Below are 17,009 nucleotides of genomic sequence, written 5' to 3'. Positions count from 1 at the left end.
TCTGCCTGCCAGCGTCCATTCAATCCCTTGACGCGCTAATATTTTTAGCCTAACCTAAAACACATGATCTCCTCTCCTAGAATCCTGTTGATGGCTTGTCTGTTTGCAGTTGGAGATGTTGCTCAGGCAGCCCAGAGCGGCGAGAAGAAAACCGTTCTGACCACCTTTACCATCCTGGCCGACATGGCGCAAAACGTGGCGGGCGACCGTCTGAACGTTGTTTCCATCACCAAGCCCGGCGCGGAAATCCACGGCTACCAGTTCACTCCAAGCGATCTGGTGAACGCGCGCGGGGCCAGCCTGATCCTGAACAATGGGCTGGGCCTGGAACTGTGGTTCGAGAAATTCACCCGTCAGCTCGGCAAGGTGCCCAGCGTGACCCTGACCGACGGCATCAAGCCAGTCAGCATCCGTTCGGATGCCTACAAGGGCAAGGCCAACCCACACGCGTGGATGTCGCCGAAAAACGCCCTGGTCTACGTGGAAAATATCCGCAAGGCGTTCGTGAAGCTCGATCCTGCCGGCGCCAAGATCTTCAACGCCAACGCCAGGCAATACAGCGATCAGATTCGCGCTCTAGATGCCAAGCTCAGCAAGCAGCTGGCCAGCCTGCCCAGGAATCAGCGGGCGCTGGTGACCTGCGAGGGGGCCTTTTCCTACCTGACGCGCGACTATGGCCTGTCCGAGCATTACCTGTGGCCCGTCAACGCCGAGGAGGGCCAGGGCACACCCAGGCAGATCAAGGCCGTCATCGACGTGGTGCGCGCCGAGAAAATTCCCGCCGTGTTCTGCGAGAGCACCGTGCCGACGCGCGGCATGGAGCAGGTGGCGAAGGAGGCCGGGGCCAAATTTGGCGGCGTGCTGTACGTGGACTCACTGACCGACGCCAGGGGACCGGTTCCGACCTACCTGACCCTGCTGCAGAAGGACACCGACACCATCCTGAAGGGACTGGGAGGCCAGAAATGATTGCACTGGACGTCGACAATGTCAGCGTGGCCTACGGCGGCGGACGGCTCTCCCTGCGGCAGGCCAGCCTGAAGGTGGGGAGTGGCAGTGTCTGTGGCCTGGTGGGCATGAACGGCGCGGGCAAGAGCACGCTGTTCAAGACCGTGATGGGTTTTCTGCCGCCCCTGCGCGGGAGCGTTCAGGTCTTCGGGCAACCCGTGATCCGGGCCCAGAAGGCTGGTCTGATCGCCTACGTCCCCCAGAGCGAGGACGTGGACTGGAACTTCCCGGTCAGCGTGCGCGAGGTGGTCATGATGGGCCGCCAGGGCAAGATGGGTTGGCTGCGTCGCCCGAGCGCCGCCGACGAGACGCTGGTGGATGAGAGCCTGGAGCGCGTGGGCATGCGTGCGCTCGCCGGACGGCAGATCGGGGAACTCAGCGGTGGGCAGCGCAAACGTGCCTTCCTGGCCCGCGCATTGGCGCAGGAGGGCCGGCTGCTGCTGCTGGACGAACCCTTTGGCGGCGTGGACGTGGGCACCAGCGAGGCGATCATCGCGCTGATGGGCGAGTTGCGCCGCGAGGGCCGCTCCATGTTGGTCAGTACGCACGATCTGGGGACACTGGAAACGTTCTGCGACGAGGTGGCTCTGATCGCTGAGCGCACCGTGTTGCTCTACGGCCCCACCGGGCAGGTGCTGACCGCCGAGAATCTGGCCCATACCTTCGGCGGGCGCTCACCGCTGCACGCTCCCCGCACCACCCATCAGGAGGACCGCCCATGACCCTGGAATTCTTGCTGGCCCCGCTGCAATACGACTTCATGACCCGTGCCCTGCTGGTCAGCGCCCTAGTGGGCACGGTCTGCGCGGTGCTGTCGTGCTTCGTGATCCTCAAGGGCTGGTCACTGATGGGCGACGCTGTATCACATGCGGTGCTGCCCGGCGTCATCATTTCGTACCTCCTGGGGCTGCCCTTCGTGATCGGGGCGTTCGTCTTCGGGCTGCTGACCGTGAGTGCCATCGGTTTTATCCAGTCGCGCTCCCGGGTCAAGGAGGACACCGTGATCGGGGTGGTCTTCACGGCGCTGTTCTCGCTGGGTCTGGTGATGATCTCCAAGATTTCCAGCGACGTCCATTTGAGTCACATCCTCTTCGGGGACGTACTGGGCATAGGCGACTCGGAACTGTGGCAGACGGTGATCGCCGGGGCAATCGCGCTGATCGTGACCTTGCTTCTGCGCAAAGATCTGCTGCTGTACGTCTTCGACCCCACCCACGCCCGCTCGATTGGCCTGAACACCGGCGTGCTGAACTACGTGCTGCTGACCATGCTGGCCCTGACCATCGTGACCGCGCTGCAAACCGTGGGGGTGATTCTGGTGGTCGCCATGCTGATTACGCCGGGGGCCACCGCCTACCTGCTGACCGACCGGTTCTCCAGGATGATGTGGATCGCCGTGGCTTGCGGTGTCGGCTCCGCCGTCATCGGCACCTACGGCAGCTACTTCCTGGACGGCGCGACGGGCGCGTGCATCGTGCTGGTGCAGAGCCTCCTCTTCCTGTTGGCCTTCGTCTTCGCGCCCAAGCACGGGCAGTTGGCCCGCCGCCGCCAGCAACTGGCCGAGCGTGCCGACGAACTGAGCGAGGGCGTCCCCACCTCAGGGCTTACGTTGGAGCGGGTCCAGGCTTCGGGCAAACCGGAAGCCTCAGACTGACCTGCAGAACCCTCCAGTCCCCTTTCCAGTGAAGGGGGCTTTTTCCTGCTACGGTCTGGACCGGAAAGAAACGGGAATAGAAGCCCTGTACCGCTACAGATCCCGCCGACTGAAGCGCCACATTGCCGCACTCACCGCCAGGGCAGCCAGCGCGGCGGCCCACAGGACCAGCGCCACCGGGATCGGGTCCGAGCCGAAGAACGGGTTGGCCCCGCGCGCAGCCTTGCTGATCTCCAGCAGCACGGGGGGTTGCAGCAGGTAGCTGGACCCCAGCCACAGTGCGTTGGTGGGCATCACGATATTGGCGGCACGGCCCAGCGTGGCCAGCGTGGGACTGTCGGCAAAGGTGCCGATGGCGTTCAGGATGCCCCCCGTGAAGCCCGCGCCGTACAGCACAAACACGCCGATGCCGTTGGCCAGAGTGGTAAACAGCGTGCTCCCCAGCACGGTCAGGGCGGTCAGCAGGGTGACGGCCAGCAGAATCAGGCCCAGTGCGGGGGCGGGCGAAGGAGGCAGGTAGCCGGTGATGGCGTACACGCCCGCGAGCAGCGCGAGCCCCAGCAAGGCCACGTACACTACATTGACCACCGTGAAGCCCATCCAGCGTCCCAGCACCAGCTGCGCCCGGCTGATCGGGCGGGCGATCACGCTCTGCATCACGCCGTTCTCAATGTCGCCGCTGACCGCGCCCACGGTGGACAGCACCGACATCAGCGCGCCCAGGAAATACACCAGATACATGCCGAACATCGCCGCATACATCACCGGAACGTTCGACAGGCCCGTCGCGCTGCGTCCGTCCAGCCCGGCGTCCACGGCCCGCTCGTTCAGGTTGAGCTCCAGGCGGTAGATGCCGTACAGGTAGAATCCGAGAAAGAGAAGGCTCAGGACAATCAGCACGCTGACCAGGCGTTTGCGAATCGCCTCGCGCAGGGACAGTTCGGCGATCAGGAGAGCGTTATGCACGGACGGCCTCCGATGGAGCAGACGTGCCAGCGGGACGGTCCTCGATCAGTTCCAGGAACATCGTTTCCAGATCCGGGCGGCGTGGGGTCAGGGCGTGCAGCCGGGCGCCGCTGGCGTGGATGGCGTCGGCGACGGCAGGCACCGCGTCCGCGTCCGGCAGCCACAACTCGATCTCGGTGCGTCCGGGGGTCTGGGTGTCGGTGTGCCGGACCTCGCCCAGCCGGGCCAGCGCGTCAAGAAGACCGGGGCGCAGCGCGTCCACCCGGATCCCTACTGGAATCACGCCGCCCATCAGTTCCTGCATGCTGCCCTGCTGCAGGACGCGCCCCTCCTTGACGAAGGCCACCCGGTCACAGACCTGTTCGACTTCTGAAAGCAGGTGGGAGTTGAGGAACACCGCCACGCCCTGGGCCCGCAAACCCTCGATGATCTCGCGGACTTCCACCCGGCCAATCGGATCGAGGGCGCTCGTCGGCTCGTCCAGAAAGACCAGTTCGGGCCGCGCCAGGATCGCTCCCGCCAGCCCACAACGCTGCAGCATGCCCTTGCTGTAGCCGCCCAGCGACTCGCCACCGCGCCCGGCCAGGCCCACGGTCTTCAGCACCTGCGGGATGCGGGCACGCAGTTCGCCGGCCCTGATTCCCGCCAGCCGTCCGTGAAAATGCAGAAACTCCTCCCCGGTCATCCACGTCTGAAAACGGAACTGCTCGGGCAGGAAGCCCAGACGGGCGCGCACGGCGGGATCGGCCGGAGAGCCCCCCAGCACGCGCACGGTGCCGCCGGTGGGCAGCACCAGCCCCAGCAGCATCTTGACGGTGGTGCTCTTGCCCGCGCCGTTCGGCCCCAGGAACCCAAAGACCTCGCCGGGCAGCACGCGCAGGTTCAGGCCGTCCACCACCGCGCGCTTCTTGTAGACCTTGCGGAGTTCGTGCGTTTCGATAATGGGGGGAGAAGGCGCGGCACTCATGTGGGAAGCATAGAGGCAGACCCTGCGCGGCGCGTGCGCTGAAAGTTGCAGTTGAGATTGGGCCTTGGAGAGTTCAGGCGATTCTCGTGACACGTAATCCCCATTCAGAAAAAAGCCTGGCCCTTCACCCCACAACCCCCAGGAAAGACGGCTGCACGTTTCAATTCCGGCTCTCCCCCATCGTGCTAGCCTCCCGGTCATGTCTGAGACGGACCTGTCCCCCCTGCCCGTGACCCCCACACCGCTGTTCGGGACGGCGGTGGTGGCCGGGGTGGGCCTGATTGGCGGCAGCGTGGCCGGTGGCCTGCGCCAGCGCTTCCTGGCCCGACGCGTGATCGGCCTGGACGCCAGCGTGGACGTGCTGCGTGAGGCCGAGGCCCTGGGGCTGGTGGACGAGGTGCGCCCCACGGCGGGCGAGTGGCTGCGCGACGCCGATCTGGTGGTTCTGGCCGCCCCGATGCGCGCCCTGCTTCCGCTGGCGAACGAACTGGCCCCCTTTCTGAATCCGGCAGCGCTCGTGACCGACGTGGGCAGTGTCAAGGGCGGCATCGCCGCCGAGATGGAGCGGCTCATGGTCCGCAACTTCGTGGCCGGCCATCCGATGGCGGGCAGCGAGCGCGGCGGAGTTACGCACGCCAACGCCGCGCTGCTGGAAAACGCCGTGTGGGTCCTGACCCCCACCGACCAGACCCCACTGACCGCCCTCAGCCGCGCCCGCACACTGGTGGAAGGGCTGGGGGCGGCCCCGGTGGTCATGCCACCCGACGCACACGACGCCCTGGTGGCGACGGTCAGCCACCTGCCGTATCTGGCCAGTCTGGCCCTGACGCACATGGTGGCCCGCGACGAGCGCCTGAGCCTGCTGGCTGCCGGGGGCTTCCGCGACCTGACCCGCGTGGCCAGCGGCGATCCGCGCATGAGCCGCGACATGGTGGTGGAGAACAAGGCGGCGCTGCGTGAGGCCCTGAGGCGCTTCAGGTATCAGCTGGACCGCCTGGAAGCGGACCTTGAAGAACCCGAGGAACTGCTGGCCGCCGCGCACGAGGGCAAACGCACCCGCGACAGCCTGCCGGTGGTGCGCCGCAGCCTGCTGCCACAGAAATACGATCTGGTGGTGGCCGTGCCGGACAGGCCCAACCAGATCGGCATCGTGACCCAGACGCTGGGCGCAGCGGGGGTGAATATCAAAGACATCGAGGTGCTGGCGATCCGCGAGGAAGGCGGAGCCCTGCGGCTGGGCCTGGAATCCGCCGACGCCGTGACGCAGGCGACCGGCATTCTGCGCGGCGCGGGTTTCGAGGTTCGCGGGCGCGGCTGAGGGCCGATCCCACCCAGCCCAGGAGCAGCCTTTGGGCACCGATGCTGTGGAGGAGACCGCGGAAACGCCGACGCTCCCGGCAAATCCTCTAGACTGCGCTCAGCTGACCCGTGATGTCCCATGACCCAGACCCGTTTTCCCCCCTCCGCCGAGCCCGAGCCGCCGTCCCTGCCGCGCCCGCCGGAAGACCCTGATGCCACCGCCGATGCCGAGGGACTGATCCCTCCGTCGGAGGCCGAGCCGGGAGGCCGGGGGCCGACGCTGCACAAGCTGACCGCCATCGATCTGTTCCGGGGCATCACCATTCTGGAGGTGGTGGCCCACCACACCTCCGGGCTGGCGCTGCGCTACGCGGTGCCCGACACCCTGAGTTTCCTGCTGCTGCAACTGATCAACCGCACGCTGCACTTCGCCGTGCCCGCCTTTGTATTCCTGTCGGCGGTGGTGCTGACCCGCAGCCTGCTGAGGAATTTCAGGCCGGGGCGGTACTTCTGGCGGCGGCTCACCCGTGGGGCGTGGCCGTACCTGCTGTGGAGCGCGCTGTACATCGCGTGGTACGTATGGACCGGGCAGCGCCCCCCCGACACCCTGACCGATCCCGACAAGTGGCTGTTCTACCTGCAGTACGGCAAGGCCAGCTACCACCTGTATTTCCTGCTGGTGGCGCTGGAGGTTTACCTGGTGATTCCGCTGCTGCTGCCGCTGGCCCGCCGCAGGCCGCCGATCGTGCTGGCCATCTTGATCGGTGCAGCGCTGCAGCTGGGCATCTACCTGCTGAACCGCTCCTTTCTGCGGCTGCCCTATCCGGCCAGTACCGTCTTGTGGTACATCCTGCCGATCACGGTGGGCGTGGCGGTGGGCGCGCGGCTCGACGAGTTCCCGGCGTGGTGGCGCAAGTACCGCCTTTTCCTGGTCGCGGCGGCAGCGACGGCCTACGCGCTGTACCTCCCGCAGGCGCTTGCCTACGTGCGCGGCGAGGCCCTGAACCCCACGGTGTATTCCACCTTAAGCTGGACCTACACCACCCTGATGGCGCTGACCGTGCTGGGGGTGGCCTACAGCCTGCAACGCCTGAGACGGCCGTGGCGCGTGGGCCTGGGGACCATTGGGATGTTCAGCCTGCAGATCTACCTGATCCACCCGGCCATCTTGCAGACGCTCGAACTCCTGCATTCCCCTGGAGGAGACCCGCAGGGCTTCGCCCTGACCATTCTGGGCTACTTCCTGGCCGCCCTGATCCTGCCCGCACTGCTGGCGCTGCTGCTGGTAGACACCCGGCTGAGCAAGCTCATCTTCGGACGCTAAAGCAGATGGGGGCGGCCCAAGGACGGTGGCGCCGCCATGTCAGTGCGCCGTGAGGTCCGGCGCGCTACAGTCTGGGACGTTGTGAGTCGGTTCCTTTCCCTGATTGCGGTGCTGGCCGTGACTGTTCCCTCTGTTGCGGGAGCCGCCACGCCGCCGCGCACCCCCGTTCCCAACATCCCCCAGTCCGGCACGTCGCCCCAGCCGGTCGACTGGCTGCCGCTGGGCCAGACCGGGCGTGAATCCCTGCTGCGAATTCCCGACAGTTGCACCTACCTGCCCTGCCCGCTGGTGGTGGTCTCTCACCCCCGCAATCAGAGCGCGCCCCGTTTGCGTGACAGCGCCACCTTCCGGGTGCTGATCGAAGCCCTGCTGGATTCACATTTTGCTGTTCTCCTTAGCGGCGACGGCGGCCCCGCCACCTGGGGCAGCCCCAGCGCCATGAAGGAAGTGGGGCAGATCCACGCCGCCGCCCTCAAGCGCTTTGGCTGGAATGGCCGCACCTACGCCCTAGGCCTGAGCATGGGCGGCCTGATGGCCCTGCGGAGCGCCCTGCCCGGTAGTCCCTACCGGGTGGGCGGCGTGGCGCTGATTGATGCCTGGACGGACCTACGGGTGGCCTGGGGGGCCTCGTCCACCCGCCGCAAGGAGATCAGCGTGGCCTACGGCACCCAGAGCGAGCCGCCGCCCAGCATGGACCCGCTGATGCAGACCTTCAAAGCGCCGTACCTGCCACTGTTCGTGGCCGCCAGCGTCAGCGACGGCACTGTCCCGGCCCTGACCAACGGCGAACGCCTGTATCCGCACGCCGCTCTGGGAAACAGCGAGTTCGTCTCCCTGAGCGGCCCCCACCTGGGCGGCAACCGCTTTACGCCAGAGATGGCGCAAAAGCTGGTGAACTTCTACAAACGGCTCGAAGAACGCGCCACCGTGAAGGCAGCCAAGTAGGGCAAAACAGGGAGCGTGGGAACAAGCAGATGAATTTGCTGTTCCCACCCCCTGTTCCCCTCACATCGCCGCAGGAACCTCGATGCCGATCAGGTCCAGCGTTTCCTCGAAGGCCTGACGCAGGCGAGACACCAGTGCCAGCCGGGCCTCGCGCAGGCCCTCTTCCGACTGCAAGACGTTGGTGGCGGGCTTGCCCTTCCTGTCTTTGGCGTTGTACCACGCGTTGAACGAGGTGGCGAGGTCCAGGGCGTACTGGGCCACCACATGCGGCGAGTGGACGCGCACGCTCTGGGCGACAATTTGAGGCAGCTTGGCAACCTGCTTGGCCAGGGCCAGGTCAATGTCCGGCACCGTATCCCAGTCGGCCCCCGTGCCGTCCACCGCAAAGCCAGCCTCCTGACCCCTGCGGAGAATATTGGCGGCACGGACGGCGGCGTACTGGATATATGGTGCGGTATCGCCGTTGAGGGCCAGCGCCTGCTCCCAGCGGAAGTCGATCTTGCGCGTCGGCTCGGCCTTGAGCATGGCAAAGCGGATCGCGCCCAGGCCGATGCGGCGGGCAATCTCGTCGGCCCCGGCCTGCGCGGCAAGTTCGGGGTTGACCTTCGACAACTCGCCCAGCGCTCTGTTCTGCGCCTCGTCCATCGCCGCGTCGGCACTCACGGTCACGCCCTTGCGCCCACTGATGGTCTGGCCCTCCAGGGTCACGAAGGCGTACGACAGGTGAATGCTGCGCTCTTTCATCTCGGTGTGTCCGGCGACGCCCAGTGAACTCCTGACCACGGTCTGCGGGTGGTCCTGGCGCGAGTCGATGACGTTGATGACCTCGTCGGCGTGACCGAAGCGCGCTTCGGTGTCCGGCTGGCCGTCCGGCGCACTCGTCCAGACCGTGCGGCCCTCGGGATCGGTGGCGAACGGCTTGAATTTCATGCCCTCGAACAGCCCGAACTTCCAGAACTGGTACCCGATGTCCTTGGCGGCGTACATGGCCGTGCCGTCGGTGCGGATCAGCACCACCTGCGGTTCCTCCAGACCGGGCATGAACTCGGCCACGTCCATCACGAAGGCCCCGGCGTACTTGCCCTCGTTGGGGGAGGAGGTGTACTTGCTGTCTTTCAGGATGGTCATGGCCTTGCTCAGAAAACCGCTGCCCACCACGTCGGATTCCCAGTTCAATAGGTCATAGCGTGCGCCCAGGCGAAAGCAGGTCTGCAGGTGGGCGTGGACGACCTTTTCCACCTCTGACCTCAGTTCCCCGGCTTCCAGGCGGTGCATGATCTCGCGGATGCCCGGCTCCAGTTCAGCCTTTGCCGGGTCGGCGTTCAGGCGCACGTACCCCTCCCCCAGCCAGTGGTCGTACTTCTGCACGCCGTCCCACTCCAGGCCGTAGTGGTTCACCGCAAAGATGGATTCGGCGGCCTGACGCCCGGTATCGTCGATGTAGTTCTGAACCTCTACCGTCTGCCCGGCGGCGCGAAAGATACGGGCCATGCTGTCTCCCAGCACCACATTTCGCAGGTGACCCACATGCAGTTCCTTGTTGGGGTTGACCGAGGTGTGCTCGATCACCACCTTGCCGCTCAGCCGGGGCATCTCGAAGGGCTGTTCGACGACGCCGCGCACGAACGCACCCACGTCCACGAAGAAGTTCAGGAATGGTCCCGCGGCCTCGACTTTCCTGATGCCCTCAGGGAGTCTGACTGTCTGGGCCAGTTGCGCGGCGATCTGCGCGGGGTTGCCGCCCACGGCCTTGGCGATCAGAAAGGCGGCGGGGGTGCCATAGTCGCCCGCCTTGCCTGCCGGGGTTTCCTGAATGGCGGCGTCCACCGCCGCGCCCATCTGCTGGGCCGCGTCTTCCACCGCCGTTTTGAGTTGTGCCTTGAGGTCCATAACATGGAAGTTTAGGGCAGATGGCGCAGTCCCGTTCAGCCCAGCCCGGCCACGGCGGACCCGCCTTCCCGTAGCATGGGCATCATGCTGGACTCGCGCCCCCCCGAAGCCCCGTCCGTGGCGGTGATCATTCCCGCCTACAACGAGGCGGACACGGTGGCGGACGTGGTGCGGGTGGGTCTGCAACTCGCGCCGCAGGTGGTGGTGGCCTCCGATGGCAGCGACGACGCTACGGCAGCGGTGGCCCGCGCGGCGGGAGCGCGGGTAGTGGAACTGGCCGAGAACGTCGGTAAGGGCGCGGCCCTGAGGGCGGCGCTGGACGCCACGAACGCCGAGTTCATTGTGATGCTGGACGCCGACCTGACCGGGCTGACCCTGGACCACCTGCGGCGGATGCTGCGCCCGGTGATCAGCGGCGAACTGGACATGAGCATCGGCGTCTTCGAGGGCGGCGGTTTCGTGACCGACTGGGGCAATAAACTGACGCCGCACCTGAGTGGGCAGCGGGTCTGCCGCCGCGACTGGCTGCTGGCCGTGCCCCACCTGGGCGAGGAACGCTGGCCCGAACCGGCCATCACCGCGCACCTCAAGGCCACCGGAGCGCGGTGGGATTACGTGGAACTACCACAGGTGGGACAGGTGCTCAAGGAGAAAAAACGTGGGTTCTGGAACGGCGCGTGGGCCCGAACCCGCATGTACGCCGATCTGCTGACCTTCCGGGCCCGGCGCAAGAAGTCCTGAAGGATTAGAATGCTGCCACGCGCCCCTCTGGCCGGCTGCTTGAGCCAGAGGCCCTGCCGCGTCCAACAGAGGCCCACATGCCCATCCACTTCCATCACGTTCTGCTCGCCGCCCACGATAAAGCCGAGGCGGCCACCTTCCTGGCCTGGCTGTTCGGCCTGAACGCCCCGACCTTCTGGGGGCCGTTCGCCACGGTGTACCTGGAGGACGGGACGCACATCCAGTTTGCAAAGCCGGAAACGGAAAGCATCCAGATGCAGCACGTCGCCTTTCTGGTCGATAACCGCACCTTCGACGAAATTTACGGCCGCATGCTGACCAGCCAGCTGGATCACTGGGCCGATCCGCAGATGACCCTGCCCGGCCAGGTCAACACCCATCACGGTGGACGGGGCGTGTATTTCAAAGACCCTACCGGCCACGGGCTGGAGATCATCACGCGGCTCCCCTCGAGCTAGACGGTCCAGGGAGACGGGCCAGCCGTTTCCCCGCCCGGGTCAGCCCTCGTCGATCTGGCGCAGTTTTTCCATCCGCCCGGCCAGTTCGGGCAGATCCAGGGCACGCAGGGATTTAACGGCCCGGGCCAGCCCCGCGCCGTCGATGCGGTTCTGGTTCCAGCCCGCGATCAGCATGGCCAGCCCTTGCAGGGCGTCGCCCACCGTCTCCTTGTGGAACATGGCGGCCAGATTTCCGGTCTGCGTGGGCTGGGTCTGCTGCACCTGCGCCTGCACGTCCAGCACCACCTGCATGAACACGGGGTCCAGCCGGGCGCGGTCATCCGGAGAAATGGGCTTGCTGCTGTCTGGCTTGCTGGCTGCTGTTTTGCTGGCTTCGGAAGACATACCCGGCAGTCTAGTGGGCTGCGGGCAGGGTCACCGCCGGTCAGGGCGGCAGGCACCCTACATTTTCCCATCCGGCTGTCATTCCGGCTTCAGGTCCTTTGTGAGAGACTGGACCGTTATGCTGGAAATTCTGCTTGTCCAACTGTCTAAACCCAGCGTGTGGCTCTGGCTGGCCATCGCGCTGGTCATCTCCTACGCCATCTACCGTTTTGGCCACCTGCTGCTGCGGGCCCTGAAAGACCAGATCGACGCCCGCATGCTGCAGGCCCTGAAATGGCTGTGGCTGGTGACCGTGGTGGTGGGTTACGTCGCCTACGCCACCTACAAGATCTACCTGCCCGACGTCCCCGTGCTGTTCGCACTGGGTCAGAACATTGCCGAGGGCTTCCGCAACACCGCCGGACAGGCCGTGGTGATCGTGGCGCTCGCCCTGATCGCGTGGCGGATGGTGGGCAATTTCAGCGAGAGCATCGTGCCGGGCGACGAGGAATTCAACCGCCGCAACGTGCGGGTACAGACCCTCAAGGGCGTGGTGGAAAGCACCCTGAAGGTCATCATCATCATCATCAGCCTGATCGCGGGCCTGCAGGCGCTGGGGGTCAATGCCACCAGCCTGCTGGCCGGGGTCTCGGTGCTGGGTCTGGCAGTGGGTTTCGGCGCACAGAGCCTGATCAAGGACGTTTTCACCGGCTTTTTCATTCTGCTGGAAGATCAGTACGGTGTGGGCGACGTGATCACGGTCAACAGCGGGACCCTCAGCGGCAACGTGGAGAGGCTGAATCTGCGCGTGACCGCCCTGCGCGCCCTGGACGGCACGGTGCATATCGTCCCCAACGGTCAGATCAATACCGTCAGCGTCAGCAGCAAGGACTGGAGCCGGGTGGTGGCCACTGTGGACGTGACCTACAATGCCAACATCAACGACGCGTTGCGCGTGCTGAAGGCCGTCAGTGACGAGCTTTACGCCGCCGAGGACTGGAAGCGTTTCTTTCTGGAGGAACCTGAGATTCAGGGCGTCACCCAGCTGGCCGCCGATGGCGTAACGTTGCGCGCCCTGTTCAAGGTCCTGCCCAAGAGCCAGTACGCGGTGGGCCGCGAGTTCAATCGCCGCATCAAGATCGCCATGGATCAGGCGGGCATCGAGATTCCGTTCCCCCAGCGCAGCCTGAACTTCGGCGGCTCGCCTATCGAGATCAAACTGACGCGCGACGACGGTGAGCGCAGGCCGCCCGAGCAGAACCGCACCCGTTCTCCCATCAAACCCAGCGAGACCCGTGACCCGGAGGATGAGGACTGAGCAGCCGAGGAAAAGGGGCCTCAGAGGGAGCTGACCGCCTGCAGCCACCCGCCCTATTTCAGGCCAGGCTGGCGGTCTTGCTCAGGCTGACTGGAGATGGTTCGGCCAGCTGACCACCGGCCAGCAAGGTGGAGAACTCCTCGCCGTACAGGGTCTCACGGGACAGCAGGACGCGCACGATCTCGTGGACGGCGGCCAAGTGTTCGCGCACCAGGGTCAGCACGCGTCCGTAGGCGGCGTCGATCAGGGCGCGCACCTCCTCGTCGATTTCCTGGGCGGTGGCCTCTGACATGGGCTGCATCTGCGAACCGCCGCCCAGATACCCGGCTTGATCGGAGGCCAGCGCCACCTTGCCGATGCGGTCACTCATCCCCCATTCGGTGACCATGCGCCGAGCGATGTTGGTGGCCTGCTGGAAATCGTTCTGGGCGCCGGTGGTGACCTCGCCGTAGATGACTTCCTCCGCCGCGCGGCCCGCCAGGGCCACGGCGATCATGTCCTCGAGCGCGGGGCGGGTGACGTGCAGGCGGTCGTCGGCATCGGGCATCATGAAGCCCGCCGCCCGGCCACGCGGCACCACAGTCAGCTTGTTGACGCGGTTGGCATGGGGCAGGAGTTGAGCGGCCAGGGCGTGACCGACTTCGTGGTAGGCGGTGACCTTACGATCGGCCTCCCGCACCACCATGCTGCGCCGCTCGGGGCCCATCAGCACCCGGTCTCTGGCCTCGTCCACATCCCGCCCGGTGATGCGGTTGCGTCCCTCCCGCGCCGCTTGCAGCGCCGCCTCGTTGAGCAGGTTCTCCAGATCCGCCCCCACCATCCCTGCCGTGCGCCGGGCCACCACGCCCAGGTCCACGCTCACGTCCAGCGGCTTTTTGCGCGCGTGAATCCTCAGGATGTGTTCGCGGCCCCGCACGTCGGGGGCGTCCACCACCACCTGGCGGTCAAAGCGTCCCGGACGCAGCAAGGCAGCGTCGAGCACATCCGGGCGGTTGGTGGCGGCCAGGATGATCACTTCCTGGCCGCTGCCGAACCCGTCCATTTCCACCAGCAACTGGTTGAGGGTCTGCTCGCGCTCGTCGTTGCCGCCCTGCATCGAGACGCCGCGCTTGCGGCCCACGGCGTCGATCTCGTCGATAAAGACGATGCACGGGGCACTCTTGCGCGCCTGTTCGAACAGGTCACGGACGCGGGCGGCGCCGACACCGACAAACATCTCGACGAAGTCCGAGCCGCTGATGGAGAAGTACGGCACCTTGGCCTCGCCGGCGACGGCTTTGGCCAGCAGGGTCTTGCCGGAACCAGGCGGGCCGACGAGGAGGACGCCGTGGGGGATGCGGGCGCCGAGCTGGTGGTATTTCTCGGGCTGGCGCAGGAAGTCCACGACTTCCTGCAGGTCCTGCTTGGCCTCGTCGCAGCCGGCAACGTCGGTGAAGTTCAGCTTGATCTGCCCCTCGGCAATCACCGCCGCCTTCGATTTCCCGAAATTGCTGGCGGCATTGCCGCCACCGCTAGCGCCGCGCATGCTGCGCCACAACACCAGCAGGATCAGCGCGGTCAACACCAGCGGCAGCGCCTGCGTGATCCAGCCGAAGGGCGAGCCACCCGCCACCACCCGCAGCGGCACGTTGGCCGCGCGAATCTTGTCCAGCGTGGCGCCGTCGGGCGGCACCACCAGCGAGCGCATCGCCGGCGACGAGGCACTTGGCCCAGCCAGGAAGGTCACGCTGGCGTTGCCGGCGCTGTCCAGCCGGACTGAGGCCACCCGCCCATTCTTGAGGTCCTCGAAGAACCGATTGGTGCTATAGCCGCCGCCCGGCAATGTCCCCGGTGCCGCCGGGGTGCCGGGCGTCTCATCCGTCGGCTTCGTCTGCGTGGCGGTGGGAAAAACCGGTTCTCCTTGGGCCAGGGCAGCGGAACATGGAGCAGCGCACAACAGCCACATCAACACCAGGGAACGCACGGCGCGGGTCATACCGCATGGTACGTCAGGGCCAGCGTGGCAACCGTCAGGAAAGATGGGATCACGCCGCGCAGAGGGCGTTTCCTGGTCCCGAACCTGAATTGTCAGGCGGCTTTCTCTCAGCTTCCCGTCAGCCTGGGCGCCTATGCTGCCGGGTATGCGCACCTTCCTTCTGCTCGGCACGCTGGCCCTGGGGCTCAGCGCCTGCACCGTGACTGTCCAGCCCAACGCCAACGTTCAGATTCAGCCGCAGCGCAGCAACCTGATCACCGGCCTGCGCCCGGACCGGGGCGAGGGCAGCACCTACGCCGTGGGCGAGGCAGTGCGTTTTCAGTTCAGCGCCCGCGTGCCCGGCTACGTGACCCTGATCGCCCTGCAGAGCAACGGCTTTGCCAGCGTCCTGGCCCAGAACGTCTACGTGAATGCCGGGACCACTTTCTTCCCGCGTCCCGAAGACGGCGTGATGTACAACCTGGCCGAGCCGCGCGGCATCCAGCGGGTGCGTGCCATCTTTACCCGCGTGCGCCCCACCACGAGCCTCGTGCTGAGCGGCACGTACGACGGCAACCGCTGGAACTCGACCACCACCGCCTACCTGACCCCCTACGCTCTGGGGGACCGAGACGTGCAGGAAACCTACCTGTATATCCGGTAAGCACGCCCATATCCGACAGCCCCTTTCCCAGCGGAGGGGGCTTTTTCGTTCCGGTCGAGGTTCGAGCCCGGCCACGCGCTAGCCTGCGGCATGTCCCAGATCGCCCCCCCCTCCCTGACCTTCGCCGACGCCAGCGCCCGTGTGGACGCGTACATCTCGCAGTTCAAGGAGGGCTATTTTCCGCCGCTGCTGCTGATGGCCCGCCTGACCGAGGAAGCGGGCGAGGTGGCCCGGGTCATCGCCCACGAACACGGCAAGACGCCCAAACCCGGCGAGCCCGCGGGCGATCTGGAGCTGGAACTGGCAGACCTGCTGTTCGTGATGATGTGTATGGCCAACCGGGGCGGCATCAGCCTGGAGCGCGGTTTTGCCCGCATGATGGACAAGGTGGAAAGCCGCGACGCCAACCGCTGGACCCGCAAGGACCCGCAGACCGGGGGCGGCGTATGACTGCCGATCACCGCTACCCGCTGGGGCCGATGCCCACGCCGCTGGAACTGAGCGCACAGGAGCGGGAGACGGCGCTGGACCAATTGCGCCGACTGCCACAGGAGCTGCGCGCCGCCGTTGCCGGACTGAGCAACTCGCAACTGGACACCCCCTACCGCGAGGGCGGCTGGACCGTGCGGCAGGTAGTCCATCACGTTGCCGAGAGCCACATGAACGCCTTTATCCGCGTCAAGCTGGCGCTGACCGAGGAGAATCCGGTTATCAAGCCCTACGAGGAAGACCGCTGGGCGCAGTCGCCGGACCATCAGCTGCCCCCGGAAGTGAGCCTGACGCTGCTGGACGCCCTGCACACCCGCCTGCTGCCGGTGCTGGAGGGAGTCATGGACTGGAGTCGCCCGTGGACGCACCCCGCTCAGGGCCGCACCTACACGCTGGACACCCTGCTGGCGATGTATGACTGGCATGGGCGGCACCACGTCGCGCAGCTCACCGTCCTGCGTGGGCGCGAGGGCTGGTAGGGGGAGGCCCGGTGCAGCACGACGAGACCACACACGTTGCCGTGGAGTTGCGCGCCGCCGGAGTCGTCATTCTGAACGCGGCGGGTGACATTCTGCTGGTGCGCGAACGGGGCACGGCGGGCCAGACGGAAAAAGCGGGCCTGTGGCACATTCCCAGCGGCAGCGTGGAGGAAGGCGAGAACCCCCAGGAGACCGCCGTGCGCGAGGCGTACGAGGAAACCGGGCTGCGGGTGACGCTCACCCGCTTTGTGGGCGCGTACCTGGGCCGCTTTCCGGACGGCGCGTTCATCCTGCGGCACGTCTGGCTGGCCGAGCCGCTGCCGAGGCAGACGCTGCAGCCTGCCTTCACCCAGGAGATTGCCGAGGCGCGGTACGTGGGCCGGACCGAATTTGACGCGCTCTACGCGGCCGGAAAGATTCGCATGTATCAGACGGGGCTGTTTTACGACGACGCCCTGCGGGAAGCGGCGAGAGCCTAGGGGCCAATCCC

The 17,009-nt window shown here is 66.3% G+C and carries 18 protein-coding genes; 13 read left to right on the top strand and 5 right to left on the bottom strand.

Annotated elements, in window-relative coordinates; all coding sequences use genetic code 11:
• The first annotated feature begins 63 nt into the window (after positions 1 to 63).
• The 3 genes from HNQ08_RS22040 to HNQ08_RS22030 are packed head-to-tail and all read left to right on the top strand — an operon-like array spanning position 64 to position 2,662.
• Complete coding sequence (locus HNQ08_RS22040; RefSeq protein ID WP_184136925.1) at positions 64 to 969, top strand: metal ABC transporter substrate-binding protein; 906 nt, start codon at positions 64 to 66, stop codon at positions 967 to 969.
• The gene (locus tag HNQ08_RS22035) at positions 966 to 1,730 is read left to right on the top strand and encodes a metal ABC transporter ATP-binding protein (protein ID WP_184136923.1); all 765 of its coding nucleotides are present in this window, start codon (positions 966 to 968) and stop codon (positions 1,728 to 1,730) included. Before HNQ08_RS22040 ends, HNQ08_RS22035 begins: the two co-directional genes overlap by 4 nt.
• Positions 1,727 to 2,662, top strand: a complete 936-nt coding sequence (locus HNQ08_RS22030; RefSeq protein WP_184136921.1) for a metal ABC transporter permease — start codon at positions 1,727 to 1,729, stop codon at positions 2,660 to 2,662. Before HNQ08_RS22035 ends, HNQ08_RS22030 begins: the two co-directional genes overlap by 4 nt.
• Before the next feature lie 93 nt (positions 2,663 to 2,755).
• On the opposite strand, the gene HNQ08_RS22025 is transcribed toward HNQ08_RS22030, so the two are convergent.
• Positions 2,756 to 3,628, bottom strand: coding sequence for an ABC transporter permease (locus tag HNQ08_RS22025; protein ID WP_184136919.1), 873 nt, complete (start codon positions 3,626 to 3,628; stop codon positions 2,756 to 2,758).
• The gene (locus HNQ08_RS22020; RefSeq protein WP_184136917.1) at positions 3,621 to 4,595 is read right to left on the bottom strand and encodes an ABC transporter ATP-binding protein; all 975 of its coding nucleotides are present in this window, start codon (positions 4,593 to 4,595) and stop codon (positions 3,621 to 3,623) included. The genes HNQ08_RS22025 and HNQ08_RS22020 overlap by 8 nt, the downstream gene beginning before the upstream one ends.
• Positions 4,596 to 4,794: 199 nt before the next feature.
• Between HNQ08_RS22020 and HNQ08_RS22015 the strand changes: the two genes are divergently transcribed.
• The 3 genes from HNQ08_RS22015 to HNQ08_RS22005 all read left to right on the top strand — a co-directional run bounded on the left by HNQ08_RS22015 (position 4,795) and on the right by HNQ08_RS22005 (position 8,163).
• Positions 4,795 to 5,913 (top strand): prephenate dehydrogenase, encoded by a 1,119-nt coding sequence (locus HNQ08_RS22015; RefSeq protein ID WP_184136915.1) that lies wholly within the window; start codon positions 4,795 to 4,797, stop codon positions 5,911 to 5,913.
• Between the two features lie 120 nt (positions 5,914 to 6,033).
• Complete coding sequence (locus tag HNQ08_RS22010) at positions 6,034 to 7,218, top strand: acyltransferase (RefSeq protein WP_184136913.1); 1,185 nt, start codon at positions 6,034 to 6,036, stop codon at positions 7,216 to 7,218.
• Between the two features lie 81 nt (positions 7,219 to 7,299).
• Complete coding sequence (locus HNQ08_RS22005) at positions 7,300 to 8,163, top strand: alpha/beta hydrolase (protein WP_184136911.1); 864 nt, start codon at positions 7,300 to 7,302, stop codon at positions 8,161 to 8,163.
• Between the two features lie 60 nt (positions 8,164 to 8,223).
• On the opposite strand, the gene HNQ08_RS22000 is transcribed toward HNQ08_RS22005, so the two are convergent.
• Positions 8,224 to 10,053 carry an arginine--tRNA ligase gene (locus tag HNQ08_RS22000; protein ID WP_184136909.1) on the bottom strand — a complete coding sequence of 610 codons (1,830 nt, stop codon included), beginning with the start codon at positions 10,051 to 10,053 and terminating at the stop codon, positions 8,224 to 8,226.
• An 84-nt stretch (positions 10,054 to 10,137) separates the two neighbouring features.
• Between HNQ08_RS22000 and HNQ08_RS21995 the strand changes: the two genes are divergently transcribed.
• Positions 10,138 to 10,794, top strand: coding sequence for a glycosyltransferase family 2 protein (locus HNQ08_RS21995; protein WP_184136907.1), 657 nt, complete (start codon positions 10,138 to 10,140; stop codon positions 10,792 to 10,794).
• A 77-nt stretch (positions 10,795 to 10,871) separates the two neighbouring features.
• The gene (locus tag HNQ08_RS21990) at positions 10,872 to 11,252 is read left to right on the top strand and encodes a VOC family protein (protein WP_184136905.1); all 381 of its coding nucleotides are present in this window, start codon (positions 10,872 to 10,874) and stop codon (positions 11,250 to 11,252) included.
• Between the two features lie 39 nt (positions 11,253 to 11,291).
• Here the strand turns inward: HNQ08_RS21990 and HNQ08_RS21985 are convergent, their stop codons facing one another.
• Complete coding sequence (locus HNQ08_RS21985) at positions 11,292 to 11,636, bottom strand: hypothetical protein (RefSeq protein ID WP_184136903.1); 345 nt, start codon at positions 11,634 to 11,636, stop codon at positions 11,292 to 11,294.
• A gap of 118 nt (positions 11,637 to 11,754) precedes the next feature.
• On the opposite strand from HNQ08_RS21985, the gene HNQ08_RS21980 reads away from it, so the two are divergent.
• Positions 11,755 to 12,933: a mechanosensitive ion channel family protein gene (locus HNQ08_RS21980; RefSeq protein ID WP_184136901.1), complete on the top strand. Its 1,179-nt coding sequence runs from the start codon at positions 11,755 to 11,757 to the stop codon at positions 12,931 to 12,933.
• 58 nt (positions 12,934 to 12,991) lie between these two features.
• Here the strand turns inward: HNQ08_RS21980 and ftsH are convergent, their stop codons facing one another.
• Positions 12,992 to 14,908, bottom strand: coding sequence for an ATP-dependent zinc metalloprotease FtsH (gene ftsH, locus HNQ08_RS21975; protein WP_184136899.1), 1,917 nt, complete (start codon positions 14,906 to 14,908; stop codon positions 12,992 to 12,994).
• A gap of 145 nt (positions 14,909 to 15,053) precedes the next feature.
• Here ftsH and HNQ08_RS21970 point away from each other — a divergent pair, with 145 nt between their 5' ends.
• The 4 genes from HNQ08_RS21970 to HNQ08_RS21955 all read left to right on the top strand — a co-directional run bounded on the left by HNQ08_RS21970 (position 15,054) and on the right by HNQ08_RS21955 (position 16,998).
• Positions 15,054 to 15,551: a DUF4384 domain-containing protein gene (locus tag HNQ08_RS21970; RefSeq protein ID WP_184136897.1), complete on the top strand. Its 498-nt coding sequence runs from the start codon at positions 15,054 to 15,056 to the stop codon at positions 15,549 to 15,551.
• Positions 15,552 to 15,641: 90 nt separating this feature from the next.
• Positions 15,642 to 16,001, top strand: a complete 360-nt coding sequence (locus HNQ08_RS21965) for a nucleotide pyrophosphohydrolase (protein ID WP_184136895.1) — start codon at positions 15,642 to 15,644, stop codon at positions 15,999 to 16,001.
• Positions 15,998 to 16,519: a YfiT family bacillithiol transferase gene (locus tag HNQ08_RS21960; protein WP_184136893.1), complete on the top strand. Its 522-nt coding sequence runs from the start codon at positions 15,998 to 16,000 to the stop codon at positions 16,517 to 16,519. The genes HNQ08_RS21965 and HNQ08_RS21960 overlap by 4 nt, the downstream gene beginning before the upstream one ends.
• Positions 16,520 to 16,530: 11 nt before the next feature.
• Complete coding sequence (locus HNQ08_RS21955) at positions 16,531 to 16,998, top strand: Nudix hydrolase (RefSeq protein WP_184136891.1); 468 nt, start codon at positions 16,531 to 16,533, stop codon at positions 16,996 to 16,998.
• Positions 16,999 to 17,009 lie beyond the last annotated feature (11 nt).

Origin of the sequence: Deinococcus humi (assembly GCF_014201875.1) — a bacterium.
GTDB lineage: Bacteria > Deinococcota > Deinococci > Deinococcales > Deinococcaceae > Deinococcus > Deinococcus humi.
This window is presented reverse-complemented; position numbering and strand designations above follow the sequence as displayed.

Bases quoted from the DNA above. Each gene is read 5' to 3' on its own strand.
- HNQ08_RS22040 (WP_184136925.1), top strand. From the start codon at position 64: ATGATCTCCTCTCCTAGAATCCTGTTGATGGCTTGTCTGTTTGCAGTT.
- HNQ08_RS22035 (WP_184136923.1), top strand. From the start codon at position 966: ATGATTGCACTGGACGTCGACAATGTCAGCGTGGCCTACGGCGGCGGA.
- HNQ08_RS22030 (WP_184136921.1), top strand. From the start codon at position 1,727: ATGACCCTGGAATTCTTGCTGGCCCCGCTGCAATACGACTTCATGACC.
- HNQ08_RS22020 (WP_184136917.1), bottom strand. From the start codon at position 4,595: ATGAGTGCCGCGCCTTCTCCCCCCATTATCGAAACGCACGAACTCCGC.
- HNQ08_RS22015 (WP_184136915.1), top strand. From the start codon at position 4,795: ATGTCTGAGACGGACCTGTCCCCCCTGCCCGTGACCCCCACACCGCTG.
- HNQ08_RS22010 (WP_184136913.1), top strand. From the start codon at position 6,034: ATGACCCAGACCCGTTTTCCCCCCTCCGCCGAGCCCGAGCCGCCGTCC.
- HNQ08_RS22000 (WP_184136909.1), bottom strand. From the start codon at position 10,053: ATGGACCTCAAGGCACAACTCAAAACGGCGGTGGAAGACGCGGCCCAG.
- HNQ08_RS21995 (WP_184136907.1), top strand. From the start codon at position 10,138: ATGCTGGACTCGCGCCCCCCCGAAGCCCCGTCCGTGGCGGTGATCATT.
- HNQ08_RS21990 (WP_184136905.1), top strand. From the start codon at position 10,872: ATGCCCATCCACTTCCATCACGTTCTGCTCGCCGCCCACGATAAAGCC.
- HNQ08_RS21985 (WP_184136903.1), bottom strand. From the start codon at position 11,636: ATGTCTTCCGAAGCCAGCAAAACAGCAGCCAGCAAGCCAGACAGCAGC.
- HNQ08_RS21980 (WP_184136901.1), top strand. From the start codon at position 11,755: ATGCTGGAAATTCTGCTTGTCCAACTGTCTAAACCCAGCGTGTGGCTC.
- ftsH (WP_184136899.1), bottom strand. From the start codon at position 14,908: ATGACCCGCGCCGTGCGTTCCCTGGTGTTGATGTGGCTGTTGTGCGCT.
- HNQ08_RS21970 (WP_184136897.1), top strand. From the start codon at position 15,054: ATGCGCACCTTCCTTCTGCTCGGCACGCTGGCCCTGGGGCTCAGCGCC.
- HNQ08_RS21965 (WP_184136895.1), top strand. From the start codon at position 15,642: ATGTCCCAGATCGCCCCCCCCTCCCTGACCTTCGCCGACGCCAGCGCC.
- HNQ08_RS21960 (WP_184136893.1), top strand. From the start codon at position 15,998: ATGACTGCCGATCACCGCTACCCGCTGGGGCCGATGCCCACGCCGCTG.